This is a genomic window from Actinomycetospora sp. CA-053990 (assembly GCF_050948445.1).
GTDB classification, from domain to species: Bacteria; Actinomycetota; Actinomycetes; order Mycobacteriales; family Pseudonocardiaceae; genus Actinomycetospora; species Actinomycetospora callitridis.
Genome location: NZ_CP192043.1, coordinates 972,891 through 998,137 on the forward strand (window position 1 = coordinate 972,891; position 25,247 = coordinate 998,137).

The following is a 25,247-nucleotide window of genomic DNA, read 5'->3' on the forward strand; positions in this document are numbered from 1 at the left end:
GGGGCGGAGTGCGGCGGAGCCGCCTCACACGTGCGCCTGCACGGCCCAGAACGGCGAGACCGGGCCGACGCCGGCGCCGAGGGGGTAGGACTCGGCGACGGCGCGGCGGATGTAGCGCTCGGCGGAGGCGACGGCGTCGGGCATCGACAGTCCCCGGGCCAGCGCGGCGCAGGTCGCGCTGGCCAGGGCGTCGCCCGCGCCGTGGACGTGCGGGGTGTCGATGCGCGGCCCCGAGAACTCCCAGGTCTGCTCGCCGTCGAAGAGCAGGTCGACCACCTCGGGCGAGCCGTGCAGGTGCCCGCCCTTGACCAGCACGTACCGCGGTCCCATCGCGTGCAGGGCCTCGGCGGCCTCGCGCGCCGTCGCCGCGTCGGTCACGGTGATCCCGGCGAGCAGGCGCACCTCGTCGAGGTTCGGGGTCGCGAGCTCGGCACGCGGGAAGAGCCGGGTGCGGATCGCCTCCATCGCGTCCTCGGTGAGCAGCGGGTCGCCGCGCATCGAGGCGGCGACGGGGTCGACGACGAACGGCGTGCGCTCCGGTCCGCGCCCGATGCCCACCTCGTCGACGACGTCCGCGACCGCGGCGATGATCTCCCGCGAGGCGAGCATCCCGGTCTTGGCGGCGCCCACCCCGATGTCGGTGACCACCGCGCGCACCTGCGCCGCGACCGTCTCCGCGGGCACCAGGTGCACGCCGGACACGCCGAGGGAGTTCTGCACGGTCACCGCGGTGACCGCGACGCACCCGTGCACCCCGCAGGCGGTCATCGCCCGCAGGTCGGCCTCGAGGCCCGCGGCGCCGCCGGAGTCGGAGCCGGCGATGGTCAGCGCGCGCGGCGGGGTGGCCTTCACGGCGGTCATCCTGACCCTTCGGGGCACGGCGTCGCGCCGCCGGGACCACGTCGCTAGCGTGGCCCGGCTCACCCGCGATCAAGGAGGCTCCATGACCCGCGACGTCCGCGTCACCGTGCTCGGCTCCGGATCCTGGGGGACGACGGTCGCGGGCCTCGCCGCGTCGAACGCGCCGACCCTGCTCTGGGCCCGCTCGCCGGAGACCGCGGAGGAGATCACCACCCAGCACACCAACAGCCGCTACCTGGGCGACCGGCGGCTCTCCTCGAAGCTGCGGGCCACCTCGGACCTCCAGGAGGCCGCCGAGCACGCCGACGTGCTCGTCGTCGGCGTGCCGTCGCACAGCATGCGGACGGTGCTCACCGAGGCGTCCCCGCACCTGCGCCCCTGGATCCCGGTCATCTCGCTGGCCAAGGGCCTGGAGCCGGACAGCCGCAAGCGCCCCACGCAGGTCCTCGAGGAATGCCTGCCCGGGCACTCGGTCGGCCTGCTCGCCGGCCCGAACATCGCCGGCGAGATCGCCGAGGGCCTGGCCGCCGCGGCGGTGATCGCGACGCCGGACACCGCGGTGGCGGCCGCCCTGCAGCCGCTGTTCGCCCGGCCCCGCTTCCGCGTCTACACCAACCACGACGTCCTGGGCTGCGAGCTCGGCGGCATCCTCAAGAACATCGTCGCCATCGCGTCGGGGATGGGCGACGGCCTCGGGGTCGGCATGAACACCCGCGCGATGGTGATCTCCCGCGGGCTGGCCGAGATGACGCGGATCGGCGAGGCCATGGGTGCCGACCCCCGCACCTTCGCCGGGCTCACCGGCCTCGGCGACCTCATGGCCACGTGCATGAGCAGCGCGTCGCGCAACCGGCGGGTCGGCGAGGAGCTGGCGAGCGGGAAGAGCATCGACGAGGTGCTCGAGGGGATGACCCAGGTCGCCGAGGGGGTCAAGACCGCGCGCAGCGTCGTCGAGCTCGCCGAGGAGCACGAGGTCGCCGCCCCCATCGCGGGCGAGGTCGACGGCGTCGTCAACGAGGGCCGCACGCCCGCGCAGGCCTACCGCGGCCTGCAGAAGATCGCCGCGGGCAGCGAGTACGAAGCAGCCTGAGACGTCACGGCCTGGGGCTGCTCACGGCTCCCAGTCGGCCACCGACCACAGCGCCGACACCGGGCCGTGGCCCGCGCCGAGCGGGTAGGCGTGCTCGACGGCCCGGGTGATGTAGGCCTTGCCCAGCGCGACGGCGTCGACGAGCGGGAGCCCGCGCGCGAGGCCCGCGGTCACCGCCGACGCGAGCGAGTCGCCGCCGCCGTGGCTGTGCTTGGTCTCCCGGCGCCGCGAGGTGAACCGGTGCTCGGTGCCGTCGGCCGTGAGCAGGAGGTCGACGACCTCGGGCGAGCCCTCGAGGTGCCCGCCCTTGACCAGCGCCGCCCCGGCGCCCAGCCCGACGAGCGCGCGGGCCGCCTCGCGCGCGGTGTCGTCGTCGACGACGTCGACACCCACGAGGAGCCGGACCTCGTCGAGGTTGGGGGTGACGAGCGTGGCGCGCGGGATCAGGTCGTCGCGCAGCGCGCCGAGCGCGTCCGGTGCCAGCAACGGGTGGCCGTGCATCGACGCGGCGACGGGATCGACGACGAACGGGATCCGCGTGCCGAGCCCGACTTCGTCCCCGGCCGCCACGACCGCCTCGATGATCTCCGTCGAGGCGAGCATGCCGGTCTTCGCGGCGTCGATGCCCATGTCGCCCGCCACGGTGCGGATCTGGTCGGCGACGACGTCGGGCGGGATCGGGTGGAACCCCGAGACGCCGACGGAGTTCTGCACGGTCACCGCAGCGATCGCGACGGCGGCATGGACTCCGCAAGCGGTGAAGGCGCGGACGTCGGCGGTGATGCCGGCGCCGCCTCCGGAGTCGGTGCCCGCGATCGCGAGGGCGACGGGCGGGGTGCGTGGTTCCGCGGTCACCCGGCCAGCTCACCCTCCGGGTCGCGGGTGGGCAACTCCTGGTCGGGACAGCCCAGGGATCGACTCAGTGGTCCGCGAGCTCCGTCGGGACGGCGAGCACGTCGACCATCGCGGCGCCGCGCAGCACGGTGACCGGCATCGTCCGCCCGATCGACGCCGCGAACAGGCGGCGCTGCAGGCCCTGCGCGTCGGAGACGGGCTCGCGGTCGGCGGAGACCACCAGGTCGCCCGCGCGCAGCCCGGCGTGGGCGGCGGGGCTGCCGGCGACCACCTCCGCGACCCGCAGACCGCGCGGGCGCCCGAGGCGCGCGGCGATCTCGGCCGGCAGCGGCGCCGGAGCGCCGACGAGACCCAGGTAGCCGCGCCGCACCCGGCCGTCGGCGCGCAGGGACTCGAGGATGCGCCGCGTGGTGGCCGAGACTGGGACCGCGAGCCCGAGCCCCACGCCCGCGACGGCGGTGTTGATGCCGACCACGCGCCCCGAGGCGTCGGCCAGCGCACCGCCGGAGTTGCCGGGGTTCAGTGCCGCGTCGGTCTGGATGACGTCCTCGACGACGCGGCTCGCGCGGCCGCTGCGCACCGGCAGCGCCCGCCCCAGCCCGCTGACCACGCCGGCCGTGACCGACCCGGCCAGGCCCAGCGGGTTGCCGACGGCCACCACCAGCTGGCCGACGACGAGCTCCGCGGCGTCGCCGAGCTCCAGTGGCGGCGGGGTGGGGTCCGGGGTGACGAGGACGGCGAGGTCGGAGAGGGGGTCGGTGCCGCGCACCGTCACCGCGCCCTCCGTGCCGTCGGCGTAGGCCACCGAGCCCTCGCGGTGCCCGCCGACGACGTGCGCGTTGGTGACCAGGACCCCGTGGTCGACGACCACCGCCGACCCGCTGCCCCCGCCCGCGCGCACGGCGGCCACCGACGGCCCCACGTGCGCCGCGACCGCGCTGACCGTCCGGGAGTAGGCATCGAGCTCGTCCACGCCCTCGTGCTTACACCGTTGCACACGCTTGCGGCCTCCTTGTCCGCTGTGGGCGGACGCTGGTGGTTCGGCCCACCAGGCGGGGTCGCGTCTCGTGATCAACGGGGAGTTTGGACGCGTAGAAGCAGCGAACAGCACGTTCGCTGCGTCAGGGGTGGGTCGGCGGCTCAGTGGCCGAAGGGGTCCGGGTCGACGCCGGGCATCCAGGAGTGGCCGGGGACGCTCCAGCCGTGGTCGCGGACGGCGCGCTTGGCGGAGCGCCGGTACCGGCCGACGAGGCGGTCGAGGTAGGTGTAGCCGTCGAGGTGGTCGGTCTCGTGCTGCAGGCAGCGGGCGAGGTAGCCCGTGCCCGTCACGACGATCTCGTGGCCGTCGACGTCGACGCCGCGGACCTCGGCGTGCTCGGCGCGACCGGTCGGGAACGACTCGCCGGGCACCGACAGGCAGCCCTCGTGGTCGTCGTCGGGGTCCGGCATGGTCTCCGGCGGCGGGTCGGCGGTGAGCACCGGGTTGACGACGACGCCGCGGCGGTTCTCGCCGTCGAGCTCGGGGTCGGGGCAGTCAAAGACGAAGACGCGGCGGTCGTCGCCGATCTGGTTCGCGGCCAGCCCGACCCCGTTGGCGGCGTCCATCGTCTCGAAGAGGTCGTCGACGAGGGTGCGCAGCGAGTCCCCGCCGAACTCCTCGGGCGTCACCGCGCGGGTCGGGCGGTGCAGCACCGGTTCTCCGACGATGAGGACGGGCCTGACGGTCACGGCGGGCACCGTAGTGCCCCCGCTCGGCGGAGTTGCGGGCGAGGAGCGCCCGCGCTGTCGGGGCGCCGTGCTTGAATGGAGGGGCCCGAATGACAGGCGTGTCATTCGTGGGCCAGCGCCGGGTGAGCGGGAGGCGAGAAGCGTGGCGGACGCCGTACGGGTGCATCCTCCTCAGGACGAGCCGTCGGACGGGCTCGACCGTCGCGACCGGGAGATCCTCGCGTTCGAGCGCCAGTGGTGGAAGTACGCCGGCGCCAAGGAACAGGCGATCCGCGAGCTCTTCGACATGTCCGCGACGCGCTACTACCAGGTGCTCAACGCCCTGGTCGACCGTCCGGAGGCCCTCGCGGCCGATCCCATGCTCGTGAAGCGCCTCCGCAGGCTCCGTCAGAGCCGGCAGCGGGCCCGTGCGGCGCGTCGCCTCGGAGTCGAGCCCCGTTGATGTTCTCCTGACTCCGAGGCGGTCTTCCGCCGAGCGAGCAGGGCGGACGCGGTCCGCCGAGGGGAGCACGAGATGACAGGGCCCGGGTCCGCCGACGCCTCGCGGATGCGCATCGCGGGCATCGTCCTGCTCGCGATCGCCGGCGTGGCCGCCGTGGTCGGTCTGCTCGCGCTCGGCGGGGAGGGGCCCTCGAGCCCCACGGCCGCGCCCGCGAGCCCGTCCGCGACGCCGCTCCCCGGCGCGAACGGCGCTCCCGCGCCCGGCGACCCCGCCGCCCCGAACCAGGCCGGTCTGCCGCCGGCGCCGGGCACACCCGGTGGTCCTGCGCTCCCCGGCGGCCCGGTCCCCGGCGGACCCGGCGCGCCCGGTGTCCCCCAGCCGGCACCCCCGGCGCTCCCGGCGCCGGTCCTGCCGTCGGCGCGCCGATCGTGCCCGGCGGCGGTGCCGGTGCCCCGGGCGGTCCGGGCGGTGCGGGCGCGCCCGGTGGCGGCGGCGGTGTGGTGGCCGGCGGCTCGGGCGGCGGCTCCGGTGGCGGCGGCGGCGCCGTCTCGGCGGTCGGGGTCCGCGTGTTCAACAACTCGACGATCCCGGGTCTCGCCGATCGCGCGGCGGGCGAGATGCGCTCGCAGGGCTGGAACGTCGTCGAGGTCGGCAACTACCCGTGGGGCACGATCCCCGTCAGCACGGTCTACTACCGCCCCGGCACCGACGAGCAGGGCGCCGCGAGCGCCATCGCGGGCGAGTTCGGCCTGCGCTCGGAGCCCCGCTTCGACGGCATCCAGGGCGCCTCGCCCGGCGTCATCGTCATCGCCACCAACAACTGGGGCTCGAGCTAGTTTCTCCCCGGCGGCTAGTTCTCTCCGGCGTAGGCCTCGAGCGCGGCGAGCTGCCGGGGGTCCAGCGAGGGCCGGACGGCCTCGCGGGCGGTGGCCAGGTCGCGCGCCGACACCTCGGTGGACTCCAGCGACGTCCGCATCGCCGTCAGGGCCGCCTCGCGGATCAGCGCGGCACAGTCGGCCGCCGAGTAGCGGTCGAGGTCCTCGGCCAGCGCGTCGAGGTCGACGTCGTCGGCGAGCGGCGTGTCGCGGGACGAGGCGCGCAGGATGTCCGCGCGGGCGGCGGCGTCCGGCGGCGGCACGTACACCCGGCGCTCGAGACGCCCGGGACGCAGCAACGCGGGGTCGATGAGCTCCGGGCGGTTGGTGGCCGCGAGCACGACGACGTCGCGCAGCGGCTCGGCCCCGTCCAGCTCGGTGAGCAGGGCGGCGACCACCCGGTCGGCGACCCCGGCGTCGGTGGACCCGCCCCGGCGCGGCGCCAGGGCGTCCACCTCGTCGAGGAACACCAGCGCGGGTGCGGCGGCCGCGGCCCGGCGGAACAGCGCCCGGACCGCCCTCTCGGACTCGCCGACGTACTTGTCGAGCACCTCGGCGCCCTTGACCACGAACACGTTGAGCGCGCCCGTGCCGGCCAGTGCCCGCACGAGGAAGGTCTTCCCGCAGCCGGGAGGGCCGTAGAGCAGCACACCGCGCGGGGGTGAGACCCCGAGCCGCGCGAACGAGTCGGGGTAGCGCAGCGGCCACAGGACGGTCTCCGTGAGCGCCTGCTTCGTCTCGACCATGTCGCCGACCCGCTCGAGGGTCAGCCCGCCCGAGGACAGCGTCTGCGAGCCCGACGACAGCGAGGCAGGGCGCACCGAGGTCACGGCGCCGAGCAGGTCGTCGGTCTCCAGCGTGGGGTCGTCGTCGCCGGAGCCCACCCGCAGCGCCGCCCGGACCGCGGCCTCCCGCCGCAGCGCGACGAGGTCGCCCGCGACGAAGCCCGGGGTGCGCGCGCCGACGGAGGCGAGGTCGACGTCCTTCGCGAGCGGCACCCCGCGCAGCAGCACCCGGAGCAGCTCGGCGCGGTCGCGGTCGCCCGGGGCGGGCAGGGTCAGCTCGCGGTCGACGAGGTCGGGACCCCGCAGCCGCGGGTCGAGGGACTCGGTCCGCGCCGAGGTGACGACCACCGCCACGCCCGGCGTGTCCACCGCGCGTCGCAGGGACTCGAGGACCAGCGTCGCCAGCGGCGGCGGCTCGGAGGCCGGCAAGAGCACCTCGGCGTCGGTCACGAGGAGCACGCACGGCATCGACGAGGTGGCGTCGTCCACGGCCTCACGCACCCGGGCGGCGGCCGCGCCGGCCTCGATGGCGGCGGCGCCCGGCCCGTCCAGGCGCACCACGCGCGCGTCGGTGTCGGCGGCCACGGCGCGGACGAGCGTCGTCTTCCCCACGCCCTCCGGACCGCTGACCAGCACGCCGAGGCGCGGGGCCGCGCCCAGCCGTTCGAGCAGCTCGGGACGGCGGAAGACGAGGTCGAACCACTCGCCGAGACGGCGCGCGGGGTCGGCCTGCCCGACGAGGTCGGCGACGGCCACCACGGGCTCGGTGGGGACCGACTCGACCGGCTCCGTGACCACCGTCGGCGCGGCCTGCGCTCCCGCGACCGGCGTGGGCCCGGCCCGACCCGGCGCGGTGGAGGCCGCCTCAGCGGTACCCGTGCTCGCCCCGTTGCGCCACCGCACGACCGTCGTCGGCCCGACGCAGAGCGCCGCGGACGGGTCCGCGCCCGCGGGCGGCTCGGCGGCCGTGACCGTCACGAGCTCGGTGGTCCACGTGCCGCCCAGGGCCGCCGCGAGCCCGCGACGGGCGCCCGCGGCGTCGGAGCCCGGGATCGGGGCGAGGTCCTGGGGCAGCAGCGAGAGCGTGTCGCCGGCCAGCAGGACCTTCCCGGTCAGCGCGAGGCGCAGCGTCTCCGGGGCGAGGGCGACGGTCGCGAGACGGGAACCGGCCAGCTCGATGCCGCGCGCCACGGCCACCGGCGCAGCCGTGACGCCCACGGTGGCGCCGTCGACGGCGCCGGCGTTGACCATCGTGGTCTCGTCGAGCACCGCCGCGCCCGGGGCCGCCGGCGCGGGGGCGGGGGCGACGAGGGCGGCGGTGGTGCGCGCCCCGGTGACCCGCACGGCGTCCCAGGCCTCGACCCCCAGGGCGGTGATGACCTCGGGGTGCAGGCGGACGACCCCGCGGCGCGCGTCGCCCGCGGAGGTGCCGAGACGGGCGAGGAGGTCGACACCGTTCGGCGCGGTCACGGCCGGTCGTCCCGGGGCCGGTCCTCGCGGGGCCGGTCGTCGCGGGGCCGGTCGTCGTCCCGGTGCCGGCGCAGGCCGAGCCGGCGGGAGCCCCGGGGGCGACGCCCGTTCGGGAGGCCGCGCTGGGTGGGCGGGGCAGCGGGCCGGTGCGCTCCGGGCCGCGGGCGCGGTCGCGCTCGTAGTCCCGCTGGTAGTCGAACTCGCGGGGGTAGTCGCCGTCGCCGTTGCGGTCCCGGTCCCGGTCGCGGCCGATGTTGCGGGCGGCGCTCCCGGCGCGCGCGGCGGCGCCGGCGACCCGTCGGCGCAGCGGACGCCGGGGCGGCGCCAGCCCGAGCCGGCGGTGGGCGCGACGCACCGCGCGGCGCTGGCGCGGCGGCACGTGCCAGACCTCGGGGTGGCGGCCCAGCCAGCGGTAGCGGTTGGCCGCGTAGGGGATGTGCAGCAGATAGGCGCCGACGGCGACGGCGTAGACGACGAACGGGAAGGTCACCAGCGCGGCGGCGGCGAGCGCGACGACCACGAGCAGTGGGGCGACGAGCCGCGGCGGCACCCGCACGCTCTTCAGCGACGCCGTCGGCACCCGGCTGATCATCAGCGCGCCGACCATCACCGTCCACACCGACACCACGATCGGCTGCGACCAGAAGCCCGGGCCGAGCTGGACGTCGAGCGCCAGCGGGGCCAGCGCGACGAGCGCGCCGGCGGGCGAGGGGACGCCGACGAAGAACTCGCCCGCGTACGGTGGGGCCTCCTCGTCGTCGGAGAGCGTGTTGAAGCGGGCGAGACGCAGCGCCGCCGACACGACCATGGCGAGCGCGACCACCCAGCCGATGCGGATGTCGTTGAGCGTCCAGAGGAACAGGATCAGCGCGGGCGACACCCCGAACGAGATGCAGTCCGAGAGCGAGTCGAGCTCGGCCCCCATGCGGCTGGTGGCGTCGAGGAGACGGGCCAGCCGCCCGTCGAGGGCGTCGAACACCGCGGCGAGGGTGATCGCGGCGAGGGCGGCGGCGCGGTTGTCCGTGAGCATGAACTGCACGCCGGAGAGCCCGGAGCACAGCGCGAGGACCGTGACCGCGTTCGGCAGCAGGCGCACCCCGCGGCCGCCGCTGCGCTCGGCGATGTCGGGCGTCACCGGGGGAGTGTCCCGGCGTCCGGGAGATCCGCGAGCACCGTCTCGCCGCCGACGGCGCGCTGGCCGGGCTCGACGCGGACGGTGCTGCCCGGGGGGAGCAGCAGGTCGACCCGCGAGCCGAACCGGATGAGCCCGTAGACGTCGCCCGCCCGCACCTCGTCACCCGGCGCCGCGTCGCACAGGATGCGCCGCGCCACCAGGCCGGCGATCTGCAGGACGGCGAGGTCGTGGCCGTCGGTGCCGTGCACCCACATCGCGGTGCGGGCGTTGGTGTCGCTGGCCGCGGGCAGGTCGGCGGACAGGTAGCCGCCGGGACGGTGCTCGACGGCCTGGACCTGGCCGTCGACCGGGACGCGCTGCACGTGCACGTCGTAGACGGAGAGGAACACGCTCACCCGCGGGCGCGGGCCGGGCGGGAGGCCGAGGGCGACGAGGTCGTCGGGCGGCTCGGCGGTGTCCACGAGGCTCACGGTGCCGTCCGCGGGCGCCACCGCGATGCCGGCGCGACGCGGTGTCTGCCGGTGCGGCGCGCGGAAGAAGGCGGCGACGCCTGCGGTGACGGCGAGGGCGGCGAACGTGCCCCGCCCGCGCAGGGCGCGCAGGCCGAACGCGGCGGCGGCGACCGCGCCGATCACGGGCCGACCGCCGGGGTGCAGCGGGGGCAGGGTGTCGCGGACCAGGGTCAACGCGTGTCGCACCGTGCCGCCGGGCGGGCCGGACGGGCGGTCGGCCTCTCGGGGGGAGTGGTCGGACAGGACCATCGTCGGTACGGATCCCTCTCGTCGACGGCGCGCGCACGAAACCTATCGGCCGGGCGGGAGGTGCGACGAGGTGGGAAGGCCCGGGATGGGGCCGGGGCCGCCAACCCCCGAGTCGGCGACCCCGGCCGGGAACCGCTCGTCCGCTCCCCAGCGACAAGCGGTTGGTCCTGTGAGGGGCCCACCCGGTCAGGTGTCCGGACGCGTCGAGACGCTGTCGATGACACCTGTCACACATGGTGCCCGATGTCGCCTCACGGCGGAAGTCCGGGTCGCTCCAACGGCGCAACCGGAGCGCTCGACAGGAGGGTGGACCCCCGGTCGAGCCCCCTGCCCGGGGGCTCCATCGAGCCCCACGCGCATCACCCGTCCAGGAGCCACACCTCGACGGCCTCGCCGGCCTCGACGCGCGTCGTCTCCTCGCCGACCACGAGCAGGCAGTCCGCGCGGGCCAGAGCGGCGAGCAGGTGCGAGCCCGGCGCGCCCACCGCGGTCACCGTCCCGTCGACGGCGTTCAGGCGCCCGCGACGGAACTGGCGGCGCCCGGGCGGGGAGTCCAGGGGCTCGGCCAGGCGGGCCCGCACGCGTGGCCGACCGGGCTGCGGGTGGCCGAGGGCGGCGCGCAGGACCGGGCGGACGAAGACCTCGAACGACACCAGCGAGCTCACCGGGTTGCCCGGCAGCGTCACCACCGCGACGTCGCCCGTCGGGCCGTGGTGGTGCCCGAGGCCCTGCGGCATGCCCGGCTGCATCGCGACCTTGGCGAACGTGATCCCGCGGGCTGGTTCTCGACCCGGCTCCGCTGCGCTGCGCGGGAGGCTGAAGGCGTCCTTGACCACCTCGTAGGCCCCGGCGCTGACCCCGCCCGAGGTCAGGACGAGGTCGACGGGGTCGTCGGCGCGGGCCGCGAGGGCCTCGTCGAGGGTCCCGAGGAACTGATCGACGTCGTCGGGCACGAAGCGCAGGAGCTCGGCGACCGCGCCCGCGTCGGTGACCGCCGCGGCGAGCATCGGCCCGTTCGACTCGTGGATCTGGCCGTGGCGCAGCGGCTCGCCCGGGGCGACGAGCTCGGAGCCGGTGGAGAGCACGAGCACCCGCGGCCTGCGGCGCACCGCGAGCGACCCGGCGCCGACGGCCGCGGCGAGCCCGACCTGGGCGGGGCCGAGCACCGTGCCCGCGGGCAGCACGACCTGGCCCGCGGTGACGTCCTCGCCGGCGACCCGCACGTTCTGCCCGGCGGCGACCGCCCGGTCGATGCGCACCCGCTCGGTGCCGGCGTCCGTCCACTCGACCTGCACCACCGCGTCCGCGCCGTCCGGCATCGCGGCGCCGGTCATGATCCGGTGCGCGGTGCCGCCGTCGAGGGCGGGGCCGTCGGTGCGCCCGGCCGGGATGTCGGCGGCGACGGGCAGCTCGGCGGGCAGGTCCGCCAGATCGGCGCTGCGCACCGCGTAGCCGTCCATCGCCGAGTTCGAGAACGGCGGCAGCGCCATCGGGGAGACGAGGTCCTCGGCGAGGATCCGTCCCAGCGCCCCGGCCAGCGGCACCGTCTCCGTCGCCGTCGGCCCCAGCAGGGCGGCCACGGCCTCGGCGTGCTCGGCGACCGGCCGCATGGCCGAGGGATTGCCGTGGTCGTGCCCGTGTCCCGTCACGGCGCGCATCGTCCCGCCCGCCGCGTGACCTCGCGATCGGGCCCCGCGATCCGGCCCGGGGGAGCACCTCCGCGGCGTTAGGGTCGTCGGCGTGGCGGACCGGAACACGCAGGACCTGACCGGGCAGCGGCTCGGTCACTTCCGCGTGGACGGGGTGATCGGCCGCGGCGGGATGAGCGTGCTCTACCGCGCCACCGACACCCGGCTCGGGCGCCGCGTCGCGCTCAAGGTCATCGACGAGGCCCTCGCCGCCGACCGCGAGTTCCGCGAGCGCTTCACCGACGAGGCCCGCAACACCTCGGCCGTCGACCACTCGCACGTCGTACCGCTCTACGACTTCGACGAGACCGACGGCCACCTCTACATCGCGATGCGCCACGTCGAGGGCCCGGACCTCGCCAGCGTCATCGACGGCAGGCCCCTGACGGTGGCCCGGACGCTGCGGCTGCTCGGCCAGGTCGCCGACGCCCTCGACGCCGTGCACGCCCGCGGCCTCGTGCACCTCGACGTCAAGCCCGCCAACGTCCTGGTGACGACGCGGGAGTCCGCAGGCGAGCACGTCTATCTCGCCGACTTCGGCCTCACCCGCCGCGGCGCCACCGGCCACCGCACCTCGGGCGGCGACTTCCTCGGCTCGCCCACCTACGCCGCGCCCGAGCACCTGCGCGGCGAGCCCGTCGACGCGCGCACCGACGTCTACTCGCTGACCTGCGTCCTCTTCACCTGTCTCACCGGCCGCGCGCCCTACCTCGGCTCGGTCACCGAGGTCATCGAGGGCCACCTGGGCGGCGAGGTCCCGTCGGCCGCCGAGCTCGCCGGGCTCGACCCGCGCATCGACGACGTCGTCCACCGGGGCATGGACCCCGACCGCCCGCGCCGCCACGAGTCGGCCAGCGCCGTGATCGAGGCCGCCCGGGGTGCGCTGACGGTCCCGGGCCCGGCGCCGCTGGTGGGTCCGCCGCCGCGACGCCACGCCACTCGCCCACCCGGCCCGCCCCGCGTGCCCCCGGTGCGTCCGGTCGCGCCCGTTGCCGCGGTGCCGCCCGTCCCCGCCGTGGGCGCCGCGAGGAACGGCACCTCCTCGGCCCCGGACGAGGTCCCCACGGGCGACGGGCGGCAGCCCGAGGCCGCCCCGGACGCGGCGCCGGCACCCGCGAGCAGCACCCCGCCGACGACCCCACCGCGCGGTGCACCGTCCGGGCCCCCGCCTCCGGGGCGTCCGCCGTCCGGCCCGTTCCCGGCGCCCGGCCGGCCCGGACACCCCGGCGCGGCGGGACCCCCGGCCCGCCGCCGGGCCCGTTGACGCGGTCCTCGGTCGCGCCGCCGATGCGCCTGCGCGACCCCGTGCCGCCCGACCGCGACGGGTCGTTCGCCCGCAACACGGGAGCCGTTCCGCAACGGGTCGTCGTCCTCGCCGGCGCCGCCGTGCTCCTGGTGCTCGTGGTGCTGCTCGTCCTGCTCCTGGCCTGACGCCGACACCCCGGGCCACCTCAGTTGCACTCGCCCCACCCGAGTGCCAACATGGCGTTGGCACTCGCTAGTGTCGAGTGCCAGGTCGGGTCGGTGAGGCCGGCGTAATGGAGCCGGTCGTCCGTCGCGGGCACCGCCTGACCGCGCACACGTGTCCACATCGGAGGACCACCCGTATGGCCAAGATGATCGCGTTCGACGAAGAGGCCCGTCGCGGCCTCGAGCGTGGGATGAACACCCTCGCGGACGCCGTCAAGGTGACCCTCGGCCCGCGTGGCCGCAACGTCGTCCTGGAGAAGAAGTGGGGCGCCCCCACGATCACCAACGACGGCGTCTCGATCGCGAAGGAGATCGAGCTCGAGGACCCCTGGGAGAAGATCGGGGCCGAGCTCGTCAAGGAGGTCGCGAAGAAGACCGACGACGTCGCCGGTGACGGTACGACCACCGCGACCGTCCTCGCCCAGGCGCTCGTGCGCGAGGGTCTGCGCAACGTCGCCGCCGGTGCCAACCCGATGGCTCTGAAGAAGGGCATCGAGAAGGCCACCGAGGCTGTCTCGCAGCAGCTCCTGAAGTCGGCCAAGGAGGTCGAGACCAAGGAGCAGATCGCCGCCACCGCGTCGATCTCGGCCGGTGACTCGCAGATCGGCGAGCTCATCGCCGAGGCGATGGACAAGGTCGGCAAGGAAGGCGTCATCACCGTCGAGGAGTCGCAGACCTTCGGGCTCGAGCTCGAGCTCACCGAGGGCATGCGCTTCGACAAGGGCTACATCTCGCCCTACTTCGTCACCGACCAGGACCGGATGGAGGCGGAGCTCGACGACCCCTACATCCTGCTCATGTCCTCCAAGATCTCGTCGGTGAAGGACCTGCTCCCGCTGCTGGAGAAGGTCATGCAGTCCGGCAAGCCGCTCGCGATCATCTGCGAGGACGTCGAGGGCGAGGCCCTGGCCACCCTGGTCGTCAACAAGATTCGCGGCACCTTCAAGTCGGTCGCCGTCAAGGCTCCCGGCTTCGGTGACCGCCGCAAGGCGATGCTGGCCGACATGGCCATCCTCACCGGCGGCGAGGTCATCTCGGAGGAGGTCGGCCTCAAGCTCGAGACGGCCGACCTCACCCTGCTGGGCCGCGCTCGCAAGGTCACCGTCTCCAAGGACGAGACCACGATCGTCGACGGCGCCGGCTCCCCGGACCAGATCCAGGGCCGCGTCACGCAGATCCGCTCGGAGATCGAGCGCAGCGACTCGGACTACGACCGCGAGAAGCTCCAGGAGCGCCTCGCGAAGCTGGCCGGCGGCGTCGCGGTGATCCGCGCCGGTGCCGCCACCGAGGTCGAGCTCAAGGAGCGCAAGCACCGCATCGAGGACGCGGTGCGCAACGCCAAGGCCGCGGTCGAGGAGGGCATCGTCGCCGGCGGCGGCGTCGCCCTGCTGCAGGCCTCGGTCGGCGACGTCTTCTCGGGCCTCGGGCTCGACGGGGACGAGGCCACCGGCGCCAACATCGTGCGCACCGCGCTCGAGGCGCCGCTGAAGCAGATCGCCCACAACGCCGGCCACGAGCCCGGCGTCGTGGCGGAGAAGGTCCGCGGACTCAACACCGGTGAGGGCCTCGACGCCGCCACCGGCGAGTACAAGGACCTCATCGCCGCGGGCATCATCGACCCCGCCAAGGTCACCCGCTCGGCGCTGCAGAACGCCGCGTCGATCGCCGCGCTGTTCCTGACCACGGAGGCCGTGGTCGCGGACAAGCCGGAGAAGGCCGGCGCCGGCGCCGGCGGCGACCCGACCGGCGGCATGGGCGGCATGGACTTCTGATCCACGCCGTCAGCGTCAGCTGATCACGCGAAGGGCCGCATCCCCTCGGGGGTGCGGCCCTTCGTCGTGCGTGGGTTCCGGAGTCGGCCCGGTCAGCGGGCCGGCGACGACTCCGGGCGACGGGCGGCCGACGCCGCGGCGTCCTCGTCCGCGGAGGTCTCGTAGAGGTCGCGGCGGAAGCGCTCGCGGATGGTGGCGACGGCGAGGAACGTCACCACGGCGGTGGCGATGATGTAGAGCGACACCGACCAGGACGCGCCGGTGGCGGCGAGGAGCGCGGTCATGATGAACGGCGCGAGTCCGCCCGCGAACACCGAGGCGAACTGGTATCCCAGGGAAGCGCCCGAGTAGCGGACGTCGGCCGGGAACATCTCGGCGTACAGGCTGGCCTGCGGCCCGTACATCGTCGCGTGGATCGTGAACCCGACGAGCAGGGCGAGGAAGACGAGCGGGACCGAGCCGCTGTCGAGCAGCCAGAACAGCGGGAACGCCCAGATGGCCATGCCGACCGTGCCGGCGAGGTAGAGCTGCTTGCGCGAGCCCAGCCGGTCGGTGAGCGCGCCGAAGAACGGCATGGTGATCACCTGGGTGAGCCCGGCACCCATGACGCACAGCAGGATCGAGGTACGCGTCATCCCGACGGTCTTGGTCGCGTAGTCCAGGACGCCGCTGATGAGGATGTAGAAGGTCGCATTGACGACGAAGAACGCGCCGGTCGCCTGGAGGATCTCCTTCCAGTAGCGCCGGATCGCCTGGAGCAGCGGCGCCTTGCTCAATCCGGCCTCGCGCTTCGCAGCCGCCGAGCTCGCCTGCAGGGCCTTGAACACCGGGGTGTCCTCGATCTTGAGCTGCACGTAGAGCCCGATCAGCACGAGCACCACGCCGGACAGGAACGGGACGCGCCAGCCCCAGCTCGTGAACTGCTCGTCGGACAGCGTCGCGGTGAGGATCAGGAAGAAGAGGTTGCCGGCGACGGCCCCGAGGACGGCGCCGGTCTGCACGAGGCTGCCGTAGAACCCGCGACGCTCGGTCGGCGCGTGCTCGGTGAGCAGCAGGGCCGCGCCGCCCCACTGCGCGCCGACGCCGAGGCCCTGCACGAGGCGGGCGACGACGAGCAGGATCGGGGCCCAGACGCCGATGGCCGCGTAGTTCGGCAGCACGCCGATGGCGAACGTCGCCACGCCCATGACGAGCATCGCCGCGACGAGCGGGGGCTTGCGGCCGTACCGGTCGCCCGCGTGGCCGGCGATGATGCCGCCGAGGGGCCGGGCGACGAAGCCGACGGCGAAGGTCGCGAACGACGCCAGCGTCCCGGCCACCGGGTTCGACGACGGGAAGAACTGCGGCCCCAGCACCAGGGCGGCCGCGGTGGCGTAGATCAGGAAGTCGAACCACTCCAGCGTCGTCGCGAAGACGGCGGCCGTCGCGAGCCGTCCCATGCGGGGCGGCGTGTCGGGATGGGTCTCGGTCACGGCACTTGCCCTCCGATGGCGACGGCGCCGTCGCGACGCCGGTACGAACGATCGTTCGTACCGTAAGAGGGCAGCGCCGTGGACGGCAAGACTCAGCGCGGGAGCGGGCTCTCCAGGAGCGCGAGGGCGTACCGCGCCTGCTGCTCGGCGAGCTGGCCGCGCGAGAGTCGGCCGTCCGGGCGGTACCAGGCGGCCACGCCCGCCAGCCCCGAGAGCACGCTGCGGGCGGCGTCGGCGGGGTACGGCGTGCGGAACTCCCCGGAGGCGACGCCCTGGGCGACGATGTCCTCGAACACCGCCTGCGTCGCGTCCCGGTCGAGCACCAGGCGCTCCCGGTCCTCCCCGTCGAGGTAGCGCACCTCGTTGGTGGAGACGACCATCGCGAGCTGGTGGTCGACGACGAAGCGCACGTAGGCGCGGACCGCCTCGCGCATCCGCGGCACCGCGTCGTCGCCGGCCTCGTCGACGGCGACGTGCAGCCGCGTGACCAGCTCGTCGTTGGCGTGGCGCAGAACCTCGGCCAGCAGGCGCGACTTGGACGGGAAGTAGTTGTAGAGGTTCGAGAGGCTGGTGCCCGCCCCGCGTGCCACGTCGCGCATCGACGCCCCGTGGAACCCCTTGTCGCCGAACGCCTCGAGGGCGGCGTTGAGGATCGCGGCCTCGTGGCCCCGGCCGGTGTCGCCCACGAGCGAGGCCGTCGAACGCGCGTTCACGTCGGCCAGCCTAGAGGGCCGTCGGGCCCCTGCTTGACGCGTCGGGCGGCGGATGATGAATTGACACACGAACAGTCGTTCGTGTGGTGGGCGGAGGAACCTGCGTGACCGATCTGGCTGGGCGGACCGCCGTGTCCCCGACGACGTCCCCCGGCACCGCGGAGGGGCGGTGCTTCGAGGACTTCGCGGTGGGCCAGCGGTGGACGAGCCCGCCGCGCCCGGTGACGGACGACGACCTCGCGACCTTCACCCGGCTCAGCGGCGACGACCACCCCCTGCACGTGGGCCCGGACGCGATGCTGCAGGGACCGTTCGGGATCGCCGTGGCGATGGGCCTGCTCCAGGGGCTCGGGATCCACGGGGAGGCGGTGCTCGGGCTCCTCGACACCCACTGGGCCTACCGCCGCCCGCTCCGGGTCGGCGACACGGTCACCCTCGAGGTGACGATCGTGCGCTGCCACCGGACCTCGGCGGGCGACCGCGGCGTCGTCACCCGGCACATGCGCCTGGTCACCGCCGACGGCGCGACCGTCCAGGAGGGGACGACGAGCGCGCTCGTCGCCGCGCGGGGCACCGGCCCCGACCCGGCCGGGCGCGCCTTCGGCACGGTGGCCTGGGCCGAGGCGATCACCGGCCGATCGGACATCGCCGAGGACCTGTCCAGCTGGGACGGCACGATCGGCCTGCGCTCGGGTGACGACGAGGTGCACCTGCGCGTCTACCGCGGGCGCGTCATCGACGTCGCCCGACGCGCCCCGCGCGGCGCGACGTTCGTCTTGGGCGCCGACGCCGCGACGTGGCTCGAGATCGTCGAGGCCCCCGAGAACCCGTTCATGCGCCTGGCCATGGCCGGGCGCTTCACGGTCACCGGCGACGGCTACGAGTACCTGCGGCTGACCTCCGCGCTCCACCGTCTCGTCGACGCCGTCCGGGAGATCGCGTGATGCGCGCCGAGTACCTGACGGTCGGCGGCACCCTCGCCTTCGTCGAGCAGCACGGCGAGCCCGATGCCCCGCCCGTTCTCTGCCTGCACACCGCCGGTCAGAGCGGCGTGCAGTGGCGTCACACCGCGCCCGCCCTCGCCGCGCGCGGGTACCGGGTCGTCGTGCCCGACCTGCCCGGCCACGGCCGCTCCGAGCCCGCTCCCGGCGGGCCGGTGACCGACCTCGGTGACTACGCCGCCTGGTGCCTGGACCTCGTCGCGCACCTCGGCCTGGAACGGCCTGCGGTGGTCGGCTGCTCGATCGGCGGGAAGATCGCCCTCGACGTCGCCGTCCGCGCGCCGGACCGGCTCGCCGGCGTCGTCGCCATGGCGGCCGACGCGCACACCGGCGGGCGCCCGTCGCTGCGCGGCCTGCGCCGGGAGCTCTCCGACGTCGCCGCCCCCAGCCGCACCGATCGCACCCACCTCGGGACGCTCGCGGTGATCGGCCGCCGCGTGGCCCGCGAGCGGGCCGAGCTCATCGCGACCATGCACCGGCGGGAGGATCCGGCCGTGTCCACCTCCGACCTGCTGGGCTGGGCGACCCACGACCTGCGCGAGGACCTGCCCCGGATCACCTGTCCCGCGCACCTCGTCGTGGGCGATGACGACCTGTGGCTCGACGTCGAGCGCGTGCGCCGGGCCGCCGCCGGCATCCCGGTCGGGCGCTGCACCGTGCTGGAGGGCATCGGCCACTACCCGATGGAGGAGATCGCGGACTTCGACGCCGTCCTCGACGGCTGGCTCCGCGAGCTCGCGCCGGCCCGGGAAGCCTCGTGACCACCGTCGTGACCCCGCACGCCGTGAGCGCGTTCCCCGCCCCGCACGAGGCCCCGACCGACTTCCCGGACCTCCTCCACCGCCTCGCCCGTCGCGACCCCGACGTCACCGCCGTGCTCGACACCACGCCCGACGGCGTGACCCACGCCGTGAGCCGCGGCGAGCTCTGGCGGCGGACCCGTGCGCTCGCCGAGGAGCTGCGCGCGCACGGGATCGGGCGTGGCGACGCCGTCGCGGTGTGGATGCCGAACTGGAGCGACGCCCTGGTCTGGCAGGCCGCGGTCGCGGCACGCGAGGCGCACGTCGTCGGCATCAACACCCGCTACGGCCTCGAGGAGGTCACCCACCTGCTCGAGCGTGCACGGCCGCGGCTCGTCGCCCTGGCCCAGGGGTTCCACGGGCTCGACCTGCTCGACCGCCTCCGCGCGGCCGTCGAGCGCTCCGGTGTGGTGCCCGAGGTCGCCGTCGTCACCGGCCCGGGCGGACCGACCCCCGAGCCGGGAGCCTGCAATGTCGGCGCCGGCGCCTGGAGCCCGCGGCGCGACGACGGCCCGGACCCCGCACCGTCGGACCCGGACGCGCTCGCCGTGGCGTTCACGACGTCCGGCTCGACGGGCCTCCCGAAGCTCGCCGCGCACACGGCACGGGCGGTGCTGGCCCACGCCGTCGCCGACGCCGCGGTGCTCGGGCTCGTCGAGGGCGACGTGGTGCTCGGCGCGCTGCCGCTGTCCGGGGTCTTCGGCTACAACGCGATCATGGCCGGGTTGGCGGCGGGCGCGACGGTGCTGCTCGAGCCCACCTTCGACGCCGACCGCGTGCTCGACCACGTCGCGGCGCACCGCGTCACGCACCTCGCCAGCGGCGACGACCTCGTCCTGCGGCTGCACGAGGCGTGGTCCGTGACGCACCGCGACCTGTCGAGCTGGCGGTGGTGGGGCGTCGCGGACTTCCAGGGCCGGTCCCACGAGCTGGCCGCCTGGCTGGGCGAGCAGGGCACGACGGTCGCCGGCGTCTACGGCTCGTCGGAGGTCTTCGCGCTCGCCGCCACCTGGCCCGACGACGAGCCCGCGCCCGGGCGCCTCACCGGCGGCGGGCGCGTGGTGCACCCCGACATCGCCGTTCGCGTCGTCGACCCCGACACCGACGCCGTCCTCGAGCCCGGCCGCGAGGGCGAGGTGCAGTTCCGCGGCCCGAACGTCGTCGACGCCTACCTCGGTGCCGAGGTGCCGGACGCGTTCACCGCCGACGGCTGGTTCCGGTCCGGTGACCTCGGCGTGCTCGTCGACGAGGGCGCGTTCGTCTACGTCTGCCGGCGGGGCGACGCCCTGCGGCTGCGCGGGTTCCTCGTGGACCCCGCCGAGATCGAGCGTCGGCTGGCGGCGCACGAGGACGTCGCGACGGCCAAGGTCGTCGGGGTCCCCGGGGCGGACGGGGCCACGATCGCGGTCGGCTTCGTCGTCGCGACGGCGGGGCGGACGCCGGTGGGGGAGGATCTGGTGGCCTGGTGCCGCGCGACGCTCGCGGGGTTCAAGGTGCCGGCGGCCGTGCACGTCGTCGAGGCGATGCCCACGACGTCCGGCACGAACGGCACCAAGATCAAGGCCGCGGAGCTGCGTCGGTGGGCGACGGAGCGGGCTCTCGGGATGGGGTGAGGTGCCGGTGCGAGGGGTGTACCTGCCGGGCGGGCGCCGGGTGGACCTGCGCGAGGTGCCCGACCCCGAGCCCGGGCCGCGCGAGGTGGTCCTCGCGGTGCGGGCCTCGACGATCTGCGGCAGCGACCTGCGGGCGATCTACCGCGAGCACCTGGGCGAGGGTCCCGAGGCCTACCAGGACGTCATCGGCGGGCACGAGCCGTGCGGGCAGGTGCTCGCCCTCGGCCCGGAGGTCGAGCGGGTGCGGGTCGGCGACCGCGTCGTCGTCTATCACATCAGCGGCTGCGGGCAGTGCGACGAGTGCCGCCGCGGCTACCAGATCAGCTGCACCTCGCCGCGCCGTCAGGCCTACGGCTGGCAGCGCGACGGCGGGCACGCCGACCAGCTGCTGGCCCGCGAGCGCGACCTCCTGCCGCTGCCCGACTCGCTGACCTTCCTCGACGGGGCCTGCGTGGCCTGCGGCTTCGCCACCGCCTACGAGGCGCTGTGCCGTGTCGCGCTCGCGGGCGGCGAGCAGGTGCTCGTCACCGGGCTCGGCCCCGTCGGGCTCGCGGCCGGGCTGCTCGCCTCGGCCATGGGCTCGCCGTGGGTGGTGGGCACCGATCCCTCGCCCGAACGCCGCGCGCTCGCCCGCGAGCTGGGCGCGGTCGACGTCGCGGTGGAGAACGACGACGAGCTCGGCGACCTCCTCGGCGACGGCGCCGAGGTGGCCGTCGAGTGCTCCGGCGCGGGCGCCGCCCAGCTCACCGCCCTGCGGCACACCCGCCGGCACGGACGCTGCGCGCTCGTCGGGGAGGGCGGGACGCTGACGGTCGACGTCAGCGAGGTCCTCATCCATCGTCAGCTCACCGTCCACGGCTCGTGGGTGGCGCCCACCTGGCGGATGTCCGAGCTCCTCGAGCGCCTCGCGCGCTGGGACCTCCACCCCGAGCGCGTGATCACCCACCGGTTCCCGTTGGCCGAGGCCGCGCAGGCCTATGCGACGGCCGACGCCGGCGTCGGCGGCAAGGTCGGCATCGTCGCGGAGTAGCGGCCTGTACCGGGAGCGCCCGGTCGCCTACGGTGCGTCGCAACGAGGGCGAGCGGAAGGGGCACGGATGAGTGAGACGTCCGCATCGACGAGTACCGAGCGCCACCAATTACCGGTGCGGACCCTGGTCGCCGCGAGCATCGGCAACGCGATCGAGTGGTTCGACTGGACGATCTACGCGACGTTCGCCGTCTACTTCTCGTCGCAGTTCTTCGACAAGTCGAGCCCGACGCTCGCGCTGATCGGCACGACGAGCACCTACGCGCTCGCCTTCTTCTTCCGCCCGCTCGGCGGCATCCTGCTCGGCCGCCTCGCCGACGTCCGCGGGCGTCGCTGGGCGATGCTCGTGACGATCCTGCTGATGGCGGGCGGGTCGTTCGTCATCGCGATCCTGCCGACCTATCAGATGGTCGGCTGGCTGGCGCCGATCCTCCTGCTGCTCGCCCGCATCGCGCAGGGCCTGAGCCTCGGCGGCGAGGTCTCCAACGCGAGCGCCTACCTGGCGGAGATCGCCCCGTCGGCGCGCCGCGGCCGCTACTCGAGCTTCTTCTACATCTCCACCGGCATCGCGCTGCTCGCCGCCGGGATCCTGGGCCTGGTGCTGACGACGACGCTGTCGCGCCCCGAGCTGGAGACCTGGGGCTGGCGCATCGCGTTCGGGGTCGGCGGCCTGCTCGGCCTGCTGGGGCTGTGGCTGCGCCGCACGCTCGCCGAGACCGAGCAGTTCGAGGAGAACGCCGAACGCGCCCGCGCCGTGCGCAACCCGCTGCTGCTGACCCTCACGCAGCACCCGAAGGCGGTCCTGCAGCTCTTCGGGTTCACGCTGCTCTCGACGCTGTGCTTCTACACGTTCTTCAGCGCGCTGACCCCGTTCGCGGTGCAGTTCCGCGACGCCGACGGCAGCGAGGTGTTCCTCGCGCTCTCGATCGGGACGGTCGTGTTCATCGCCCTGCAGTACCCCATGGGCGCCGCGGCCGACCGGTTCGGGCGCAAGCCCCAGCTGCTGATCTGGTCGGGACTGATGACCGTGATCACCGTGCCGCTGAGCCTGCTGATCACCGACCGGCCGCCGCTGCTCAACCTGATCATCGTCTTCTCGGTCGGGCTCGGGCTCTACACGTTCATGTCCTCGATCGCGCCGGCGGTCATGAGCGAGCTGTTCCCGACCGAGCTGCGCGCCCTGGGCATCGGCGCCTGGTACAACCTCACGGTCGCCCTCTTCGGCGGGACCGCCCCGCTGCTGATCTCGGCGCTGTCCGCGGCGGACCGCCCCGACCTGTTCTTCTGGTACGTCTCCGGCGGCGCCCTGATCGCGTTCCTGATCATCCTGACGATGCCCGAGACCAAGGGCCGCCAGCTGATGTAGCAGACGAAACGGGCAGGCGGTGGCACCCTGGTGCCATGGCGCTGCTGCGGACCCTCCTCAACCTCGTCTGGCTGGTCCTGGCGGGGGTGTGGATGGCGCTCGGCTATCTGCTCGCGGGCATCATCTGCTGCATCCTGATCATCACGATCCCGTGGGGGATCGCGTCGTTCCGGATCGCCCTGTTCGCGCTGTGGCCCTTCGGCAGCCGCATCGAGCGCCGGCAGGACGCCGGTGTGGGCTCCACGCTGGGCAACGTCATCTGGATCATCGTCGCCGGCTGGTGGCTGGGGATCGGGCACATCGTCACGGCCATCCCGCTGGCGGTGAGCATCATCGGCATCCCGTTCGCGTGGGCGAACCTCAAGATGATCCCGGTGTCGCTCACCCCGCTCGGCCGCCGGATCGTCGACACCGACGACCCGCGGGGCTTCGCGGTGGACGGGCACCACGCCGCGCCCCCGATGGCAGCGCGACGCTGATCGTCAGCCGACCACCGGCAGGTCGTAGCGCCGGCGGATGCTCGACCCGAGACGGCGGACGTCGACCCCGTAGACGTGCAGCGAGATCGTCGTGACCGGCGCGGTGTTGGTGACGCGGTGGATGTCGCCCGGCGGCAGCAACCCGGTGACGGTCCCCGGACCCGCGACGTCCTCGCCGTCGACGACGAGGTGCTCGCCCACCCGGCGGTAGCGGATCTCGTGCTCCGCCCCGGTGTGGACGCCGACCACGCACCACGACAGGTGGTCGTGGATCGGCGTCGTCTGCCCGGGCCGCCACACGAGCGCCACCAGCGAGAACGCACCGTCGTCGGCGACGTGCAGGACGTGCTGCCGGTAGTGCGCGGCGTCGCCGACGCACTGCTCCGGCCGGAGCAATCGTGGATCACCGAGGTGCGGAGCGAGGGCTCGGCCGACGGCGTCGACCCGGGCCCGGCCGGGGTGCGTGCCGCGCACGGCGGCGTCGAGGTCGTCGGTCAGGGCGGTCAGCGGGGTGACGAGTGCGGTGGTCATGGCGTGCTCCTCAGGCGGCGGCGATCAGGCGGGACGGGATGCCGACGGTGAGGTCGGCGGTCAGGGTCGTCTCGTGGCCGCGGGTCTCGACCGTGACGATCGGCAGCACCGAGGCGAGCAGGACGCGCATCCCGGTGTTCTCGGTGAGCACGTCGGCGACGAGGCGCGAGTAGCCCTCCTCGCGGCCGCGGGCGGCGACGGCGCGCAGCAGGCGTCGTCCGACGCCGCATCCCTGCCAGGTGTCGACGACCTCGATGGCGAGCTCGGCGTCCCGCAGCCCCAGGGAGATGAGCCGCGCGATGCCGATCGGCGCGCCGTCCGGGCCGAAGGCCGCGACGCCGATGTGGCGCCGGCCGTCGACGGCGGCGAGCGTCGTGCGCACCGCCCGGGTCAGGCGCGGGGTGGCGCCGTGGAAGCGCAGGTAGCGGCTGTGGTCGGAGAGGCCGGCGAAGACCGTGTCGAGCACGTCGACGTCGCCCCGGCCGAGCTCGCGGACGGTGGGGGCACGACCGAGGGGTCGGGGCCCGGGTGTCTCCGGAGCCCCGGTGGTCCAGGTGCTGACGAGATGCATGGTGGGTCCTCCCTCGCGCGGCCGGACACCTCGTCCGGCGACAGGACCGAGCCTGCGGCGCGAGCACCCCCCGCCTCGTCGGTGAGCACTCCCCATCTCGGCGCGCGCCGGTACCCATGCCGGGCGCGGGGCGCTGCCCACGACGAAGCGGATTTCCGCGCACCCAGTGCCAGCGAGGACGCAGGGCTTGCACGGGCCCGACGTCAGGCGACGAGCACCGACCACGTGGCGCTCACGGCGGCGCCAGGTCCCGGTACATGCGGATCGCGGGGCCGAAGCGGGTGGGCGCCTCGCCGACCGTGCGGAAGCCGCAGCGGGCGTAGAAGGCCTCGGCGCGGGGGTTCGCGGTGACCACGAGCAGCGGTGCGCCGGTCGCGCGGGCCGCCCGTGCCGCGTCCTCGACGAGCCGGGCGCCGATGCCGTGGCGCATCCGGGCCGGGCGCACGAACAGGGCGTCGAGCTCGGCGGTGCCGTCGGGCAGGGCCAGGACGGTGGCGAAGCCGGTGACGGTGCCGTCGACCTCGTGGACGCGGACCCGACCCGCCCGGAGGTCCGCGCGCGGCACCTCGATCGCGTCGGGGTGGGCGAGCAGATCCTCGCGGTGGTCGTCCCAGATCATCGAGGCCTCGCGCATGAGGTCCTCGAGTGCGGCGGCCTCGTCGATCCGGGCCGGGCGGAGACGGCCGTGGTCCATCGGACGATGGTGCGGGCCGTGTCGAGCGGGTTCGCGGTTCCCCCC

The 25,247-nt window shown here is 75.0% G+C and carries 24 protein-coding genes and 1 pseudogene; 12 read left to right on the plus strand and 13 right to left on the minus strand.

Going from position 1 to position 25,247, the window contains the following annotated elements; genetic code table 11:
* Nucleotides 1–24: 24 nt before the first annotated feature.
* On the minus strand, nucleotides 25–861 hold the full coding sequence (gene thiD / locus ACQPYN_RS05040) for a bifunctional hydroxymethylpyrimidine kinase/phosphomethylpyrimidine kinase (RefSeq protein WP_433034260.1): 837 nt from the start codon (nucleotides 859–861) through the stop codon (nucleotides 25–27).
* Nucleotides 862–943: 82 nt separating this feature from the next.
* On the opposite strand from thiD (ACQPYN_RS05040), the gene ACQPYN_RS05045 reads away from it, so the two are divergent.
* Nucleotides 944–1,951 carry an NAD(P)H-dependent glycerol-3-phosphate dehydrogenase gene (locus ACQPYN_RS05045; RefSeq protein ID WP_433034262.1) on the plus strand — a complete coding sequence of 336 codons (1,008 nt, stop codon included), beginning with the start codon at nucleotides 944–946 and terminating at the stop codon, nucleotides 1,949–1,951.
* Nucleotides 1,952–1,972: 21 nt separating this feature from the next.
* On the opposite strand, the gene thiD (ACQPYN_RS05050) is transcribed toward ACQPYN_RS05045, so the two are convergent.
* From thiD (ACQPYN_RS05050) to ACQPYN_RS05060, 3 genes are all read right to left on the minus strand, one after another.
* The gene (gene thiD, locus ACQPYN_RS05050; RefSeq protein WP_433034264.1) at nucleotides 1,973–2,806 is read right to left on the minus strand and encodes a bifunctional hydroxymethylpyrimidine kinase/phosphomethylpyrimidine kinase; all 834 of its coding nucleotides are present in this window, start codon (nucleotides 2,804–2,806) and stop codon (nucleotides 1,973–1,975) included.
* Nucleotides 2,807–2,870: 64 nt separating this feature from the next.
* Nucleotides 2,871–3,779, minus strand: coding sequence for a S1C family serine protease (locus ACQPYN_RS05055; protein ID WP_433034266.1), 909 nt, complete (start codon nucleotides 3,777–3,779; stop codon nucleotides 2,871–2,873).
* Between the two features lie 167 nt (nucleotides 3,780–3,946).
* Nucleotides 3,947–4,534 carry a peptide deformylase gene (locus tag ACQPYN_RS05060; protein WP_433034268.1) on the minus strand — a complete coding sequence of 196 codons (588 nt, stop codon included), beginning with the start codon at nucleotides 4,532–4,534 and terminating at the stop codon, nucleotides 3,947–3,949.
* Between the two features lie 142 nt (nucleotides 4,535–4,676).
* On the opposite strand from ACQPYN_RS05060, the gene ACQPYN_RS05065 reads away from it, so the two are divergent.
* Together ACQPYN_RS05065 and ACQPYN_RS05070 are read left to right on the plus strand one after the other, a co-directional pair.
* The gene (locus ACQPYN_RS05065; RefSeq protein ID WP_116707140.1) at nucleotides 4,677–4,976 is read left to right on the plus strand and encodes a DUF3263 domain-containing protein; all 300 of its coding nucleotides are present in this window, start codon (nucleotides 4,677–4,679) and stop codon (nucleotides 4,974–4,976) included.
* Between the two features lie 428 nt (nucleotides 4,977–5,404).
* Nucleotides 5,405–5,812, plus strand: a complete 408-nt coding sequence (locus ACQPYN_RS05070) for a LytR C-terminal domain-containing protein (RefSeq protein ID WP_433034271.1) — start codon at nucleotides 5,405–5,407, stop codon at nucleotides 5,810–5,812.
* A gap of 14 nt (nucleotides 5,813–5,826) precedes the next feature.
* On the opposite strand, the gene ACQPYN_RS05075 is transcribed toward ACQPYN_RS05070, so the two are convergent.
* From ACQPYN_RS05075 to moeA, 4 genes and pseudogenes are all read right to left on the minus strand, one after another.
* Entirely contained in the window at nucleotides 5,827–8,106 is a 2,280-nt protein-coding gene (locus tag ACQPYN_RS05075) for an AAA family ATPase (RefSeq protein WP_433034273.1), read from the minus strand.
* A gap of 196 nt (nucleotides 8,107–8,302) precedes the next feature.
* A pseudogene (pssA, locus tag ACQPYN_RS05080) lies at nucleotides 8,303–9,229 on the minus strand (CDP-diacylglycerol--serine O-phosphatidyltransferase); the annotation flags it as partial.
* Nucleotides 9,230–9,237: 8 nt separating this feature from the next.
* On the minus strand, nucleotides 9,238–10,002 hold the full coding sequence (locus ACQPYN_RS05085; RefSeq protein WP_433034275.1) for a phosphatidylserine decarboxylase: 765 nt from the start codon (nucleotides 10,000–10,002) through the stop codon (nucleotides 9,238–9,240).
* A gap of 359 nt (nucleotides 10,003–10,361) precedes the next feature.
* The gene (gene moeA / locus ACQPYN_RS05090; RefSeq protein ID WP_433038732.1) at nucleotides 10,362–11,612 is read right to left on the minus strand and encodes a molybdopterin molybdotransferase MoeA; all 1,251 of its coding nucleotides are present in this window, start codon (nucleotides 11,610–11,612) and stop codon (nucleotides 10,362–10,364) included.
* A 130-nt stretch (nucleotides 11,613–11,742) separates the two neighbouring features.
* Between moeA and ACQPYN_RS05095 the strand changes: the two genes are divergently transcribed.
* The 3 genes from ACQPYN_RS05095 to groL all read left to right on the plus strand — a co-directional run bounded on the left by ACQPYN_RS05095 (nucleotide 11,743) and on the right by groL (nucleotide 14,932).
* Nucleotides 11,743–12,954, plus strand: a complete 1,212-nt coding sequence (locus ACQPYN_RS05095) for a serine/threonine-protein kinase (protein WP_433034277.1) — start codon at nucleotides 11,743–11,745, stop codon at nucleotides 12,952–12,954.
* Nucleotides 12,951–13,121, plus strand: a complete 171-nt coding sequence (locus ACQPYN_RS05100) for a hypothetical protein (RefSeq protein ID WP_433034279.1) — start codon at nucleotides 12,951–12,953, stop codon at nucleotides 13,119–13,121. The genes ACQPYN_RS05095 and ACQPYN_RS05100 overlap by 4 nt, the downstream gene beginning before the upstream one ends.
* Nucleotides 13,122–13,297: 176 nt before the next feature.
* Entirely contained in the window at nucleotides 13,298–14,932 is a 1,635-nt protein-coding gene (groL, locus tag ACQPYN_RS05105) for a chaperonin GroEL (protein WP_433034281.1), read from the plus strand.
* A 92-nt stretch (nucleotides 14,933–15,024) separates the two neighbouring features.
* Here the strand turns inward: groL and ACQPYN_RS05110 are convergent, their stop codons facing one another.
* A complete protein-coding gene (locus ACQPYN_RS05110; RefSeq protein ID WP_433034283.1) occupies nucleotides 15,025–16,404 on the minus strand; it encodes an MFS transporter in 1,380 nt (459 codons plus the stop codon).
* A gap of 92 nt (nucleotides 16,405–16,496) precedes the next feature.
* A complete protein-coding gene (locus ACQPYN_RS05115) occupies nucleotides 16,497–17,117 on the minus strand; it encodes a TetR/AcrR family transcriptional regulator (RefSeq protein WP_433034285.1) in 621 nt (206 codons plus the stop codon).
* 104 nt (nucleotides 17,118–17,221) lie between these two features.
* On the opposite strand from ACQPYN_RS05115, the gene ACQPYN_RS05120 reads away from it, so the two are divergent.
* The 6 genes from ACQPYN_RS05120 to ACQPYN_RS05145 all read left to right on the plus strand — a co-directional run bounded on the left by ACQPYN_RS05120 (nucleotide 17,222) and on the right by ACQPYN_RS05145 (nucleotide 23,406).
* Complete coding sequence (locus ACQPYN_RS05120) at nucleotides 17,222–18,061, plus strand: MaoC/PaaZ C-terminal domain-containing protein (RefSeq protein WP_433034287.1); 840 nt, start codon at nucleotides 17,222–17,224, stop codon at nucleotides 18,059–18,061.
* Entirely contained in the window at nucleotides 18,061–18,879 is an 819-nt protein-coding gene (locus tag ACQPYN_RS05125) for an alpha/beta fold hydrolase (RefSeq protein ID WP_433038734.1), read from the plus strand. Before ACQPYN_RS05120 ends, ACQPYN_RS05125 begins: the two co-directional genes overlap by 1 nt.
* Nucleotides 18,876–20,531, plus strand: coding sequence for an AMP-binding protein (locus tag ACQPYN_RS05130; protein WP_433034289.1), 1,656 nt, complete (start codon nucleotides 18,876–18,878; stop codon nucleotides 20,529–20,531). Before ACQPYN_RS05125 ends, ACQPYN_RS05130 begins: the two co-directional genes overlap by 4 nt.
* 1 nt (nucleotide 20,532) lies before the next feature.
* Nucleotides 20,533–21,561, plus strand: coding sequence for an alcohol dehydrogenase catalytic domain-containing protein (locus ACQPYN_RS05135; RefSeq protein WP_433034291.1), 1,029 nt, complete (start codon nucleotides 20,533–20,535; stop codon nucleotides 21,559–21,561).
* Between the two features lie 67 nt (nucleotides 21,562–21,628).
* Nucleotides 21,629–22,927: an MFS transporter gene (locus ACQPYN_RS05140; protein ID WP_433034293.1), complete on the plus strand. Its 1,299-nt coding sequence runs from the start codon at nucleotides 21,629–21,631 to the stop codon at nucleotides 22,925–22,927.
* A gap of 44 nt (nucleotides 22,928–22,971) precedes the next feature.
* Nucleotides 22,972–23,406, plus strand: a complete 435-nt coding sequence (locus ACQPYN_RS05145) for a YccF domain-containing protein (RefSeq protein ID WP_433038736.1) — start codon at nucleotides 22,972–22,974, stop codon at nucleotides 23,404–23,406.
* A gap of 3 nt (nucleotides 23,407–23,409) precedes the next feature.
* Here the strand turns inward: ACQPYN_RS05145 and ACQPYN_RS05150 are convergent, their stop codons facing one another.
* The 3 genes from ACQPYN_RS05150 to ACQPYN_RS05160 all read right to left on the minus strand — a co-directional run bounded on the left by ACQPYN_RS05150 (nucleotide 23,410) and on the right by ACQPYN_RS05160 (nucleotide 25,202).
* Nucleotides 23,410–23,937, minus strand: coding sequence for a cysteine dioxygenase (locus tag ACQPYN_RS05150; RefSeq protein ID WP_433034295.1), 528 nt, complete (start codon nucleotides 23,935–23,937; stop codon nucleotides 23,410–23,412).
* A gap of 10 nt (nucleotides 23,938–23,947) precedes the next feature.
* Entirely contained in the window at nucleotides 23,948–24,508 is a 561-nt protein-coding gene (locus ACQPYN_RS05155; protein WP_433034297.1) for an N-acetyltransferase family protein, read from the minus strand.
* A 232-nt stretch (nucleotides 24,509–24,740) separates the two neighbouring features.
* Nucleotides 24,741–25,202, minus strand: coding sequence for a GNAT family N-acetyltransferase (locus tag ACQPYN_RS05160; RefSeq protein ID WP_433034299.1), 462 nt, complete (start codon nucleotides 25,200–25,202; stop codon nucleotides 24,741–24,743).
* Nucleotides 25,203–25,247: the final 45 nt, after the last annotated feature.

Excerpts from the sequence above, each read along its gene's own strand:
- groL (WP_433034281.1), top strand. The coding sequence starts at position 13,298 with ATGGCCAAGATGATCGCGTTCGACGAAGAGGCCCGTCGCGGCCTCGAG.
- ACQPYN_RS05155 (WP_433034297.1), bottom strand. The coding sequence starts at position 24,508 with ATGCATCTCGTCAGCACCTGGACCACCGGGGCTCCGGAGACACCCGGG.
- ACQPYN_RS05045 (WP_433034262.1), top strand. The coding sequence starts at position 944 with ATGACCCGCGACGTCCGCGTCACCGTGCTCGGCTCCGGATCCTGGGGG.
- moeA (WP_433038732.1), bottom strand. The coding sequence starts at position 11,612 with ATGCGGCCGGTCGCCGAGCACGCCGAGGCCGTGGCCGCCCTGCTGGGG.
- ACQPYN_RS05085 (WP_433034275.1), bottom strand. The coding sequence starts at position 10,002 with ATGGTCCTGTCCGACCACTCCCCCCGAGAGGCCGACCGCCCGTCCGGC.
- ACQPYN_RS05125 (WP_433038734.1), top strand. The coding sequence starts at position 18,061 with ATGCGCGCCGAGTACCTGACGGTCGGCGGCACCCTCGCCTTCGTCGAG.
- ACQPYN_RS05160 (WP_433034299.1), bottom strand. The coding sequence starts at position 25,202 with ATGGACCACGGCCGTCTCCGCCCGGCCCGGATCGACGAGGCCGCCGCA.
- ACQPYN_RS05150 (WP_433034295.1), bottom strand. The coding sequence starts at position 23,937 with ATGACCACCGCACTCGTCACCCCGCTGACCGCCCTGACCGACGACCTC.
- ACQPYN_RS05140 (WP_433034293.1), top strand. The coding sequence starts at position 21,629 with ATGAGTGAGACGTCCGCATCGACGAGTACCGAGCGCCACCAATTACCG.
- thiD (WP_433034260.1), bottom strand. The coding sequence starts at position 861 with ATGACCGCCGTGAAGGCCACCCCGCCGCGCGCGCTGACCATCGCCGGC.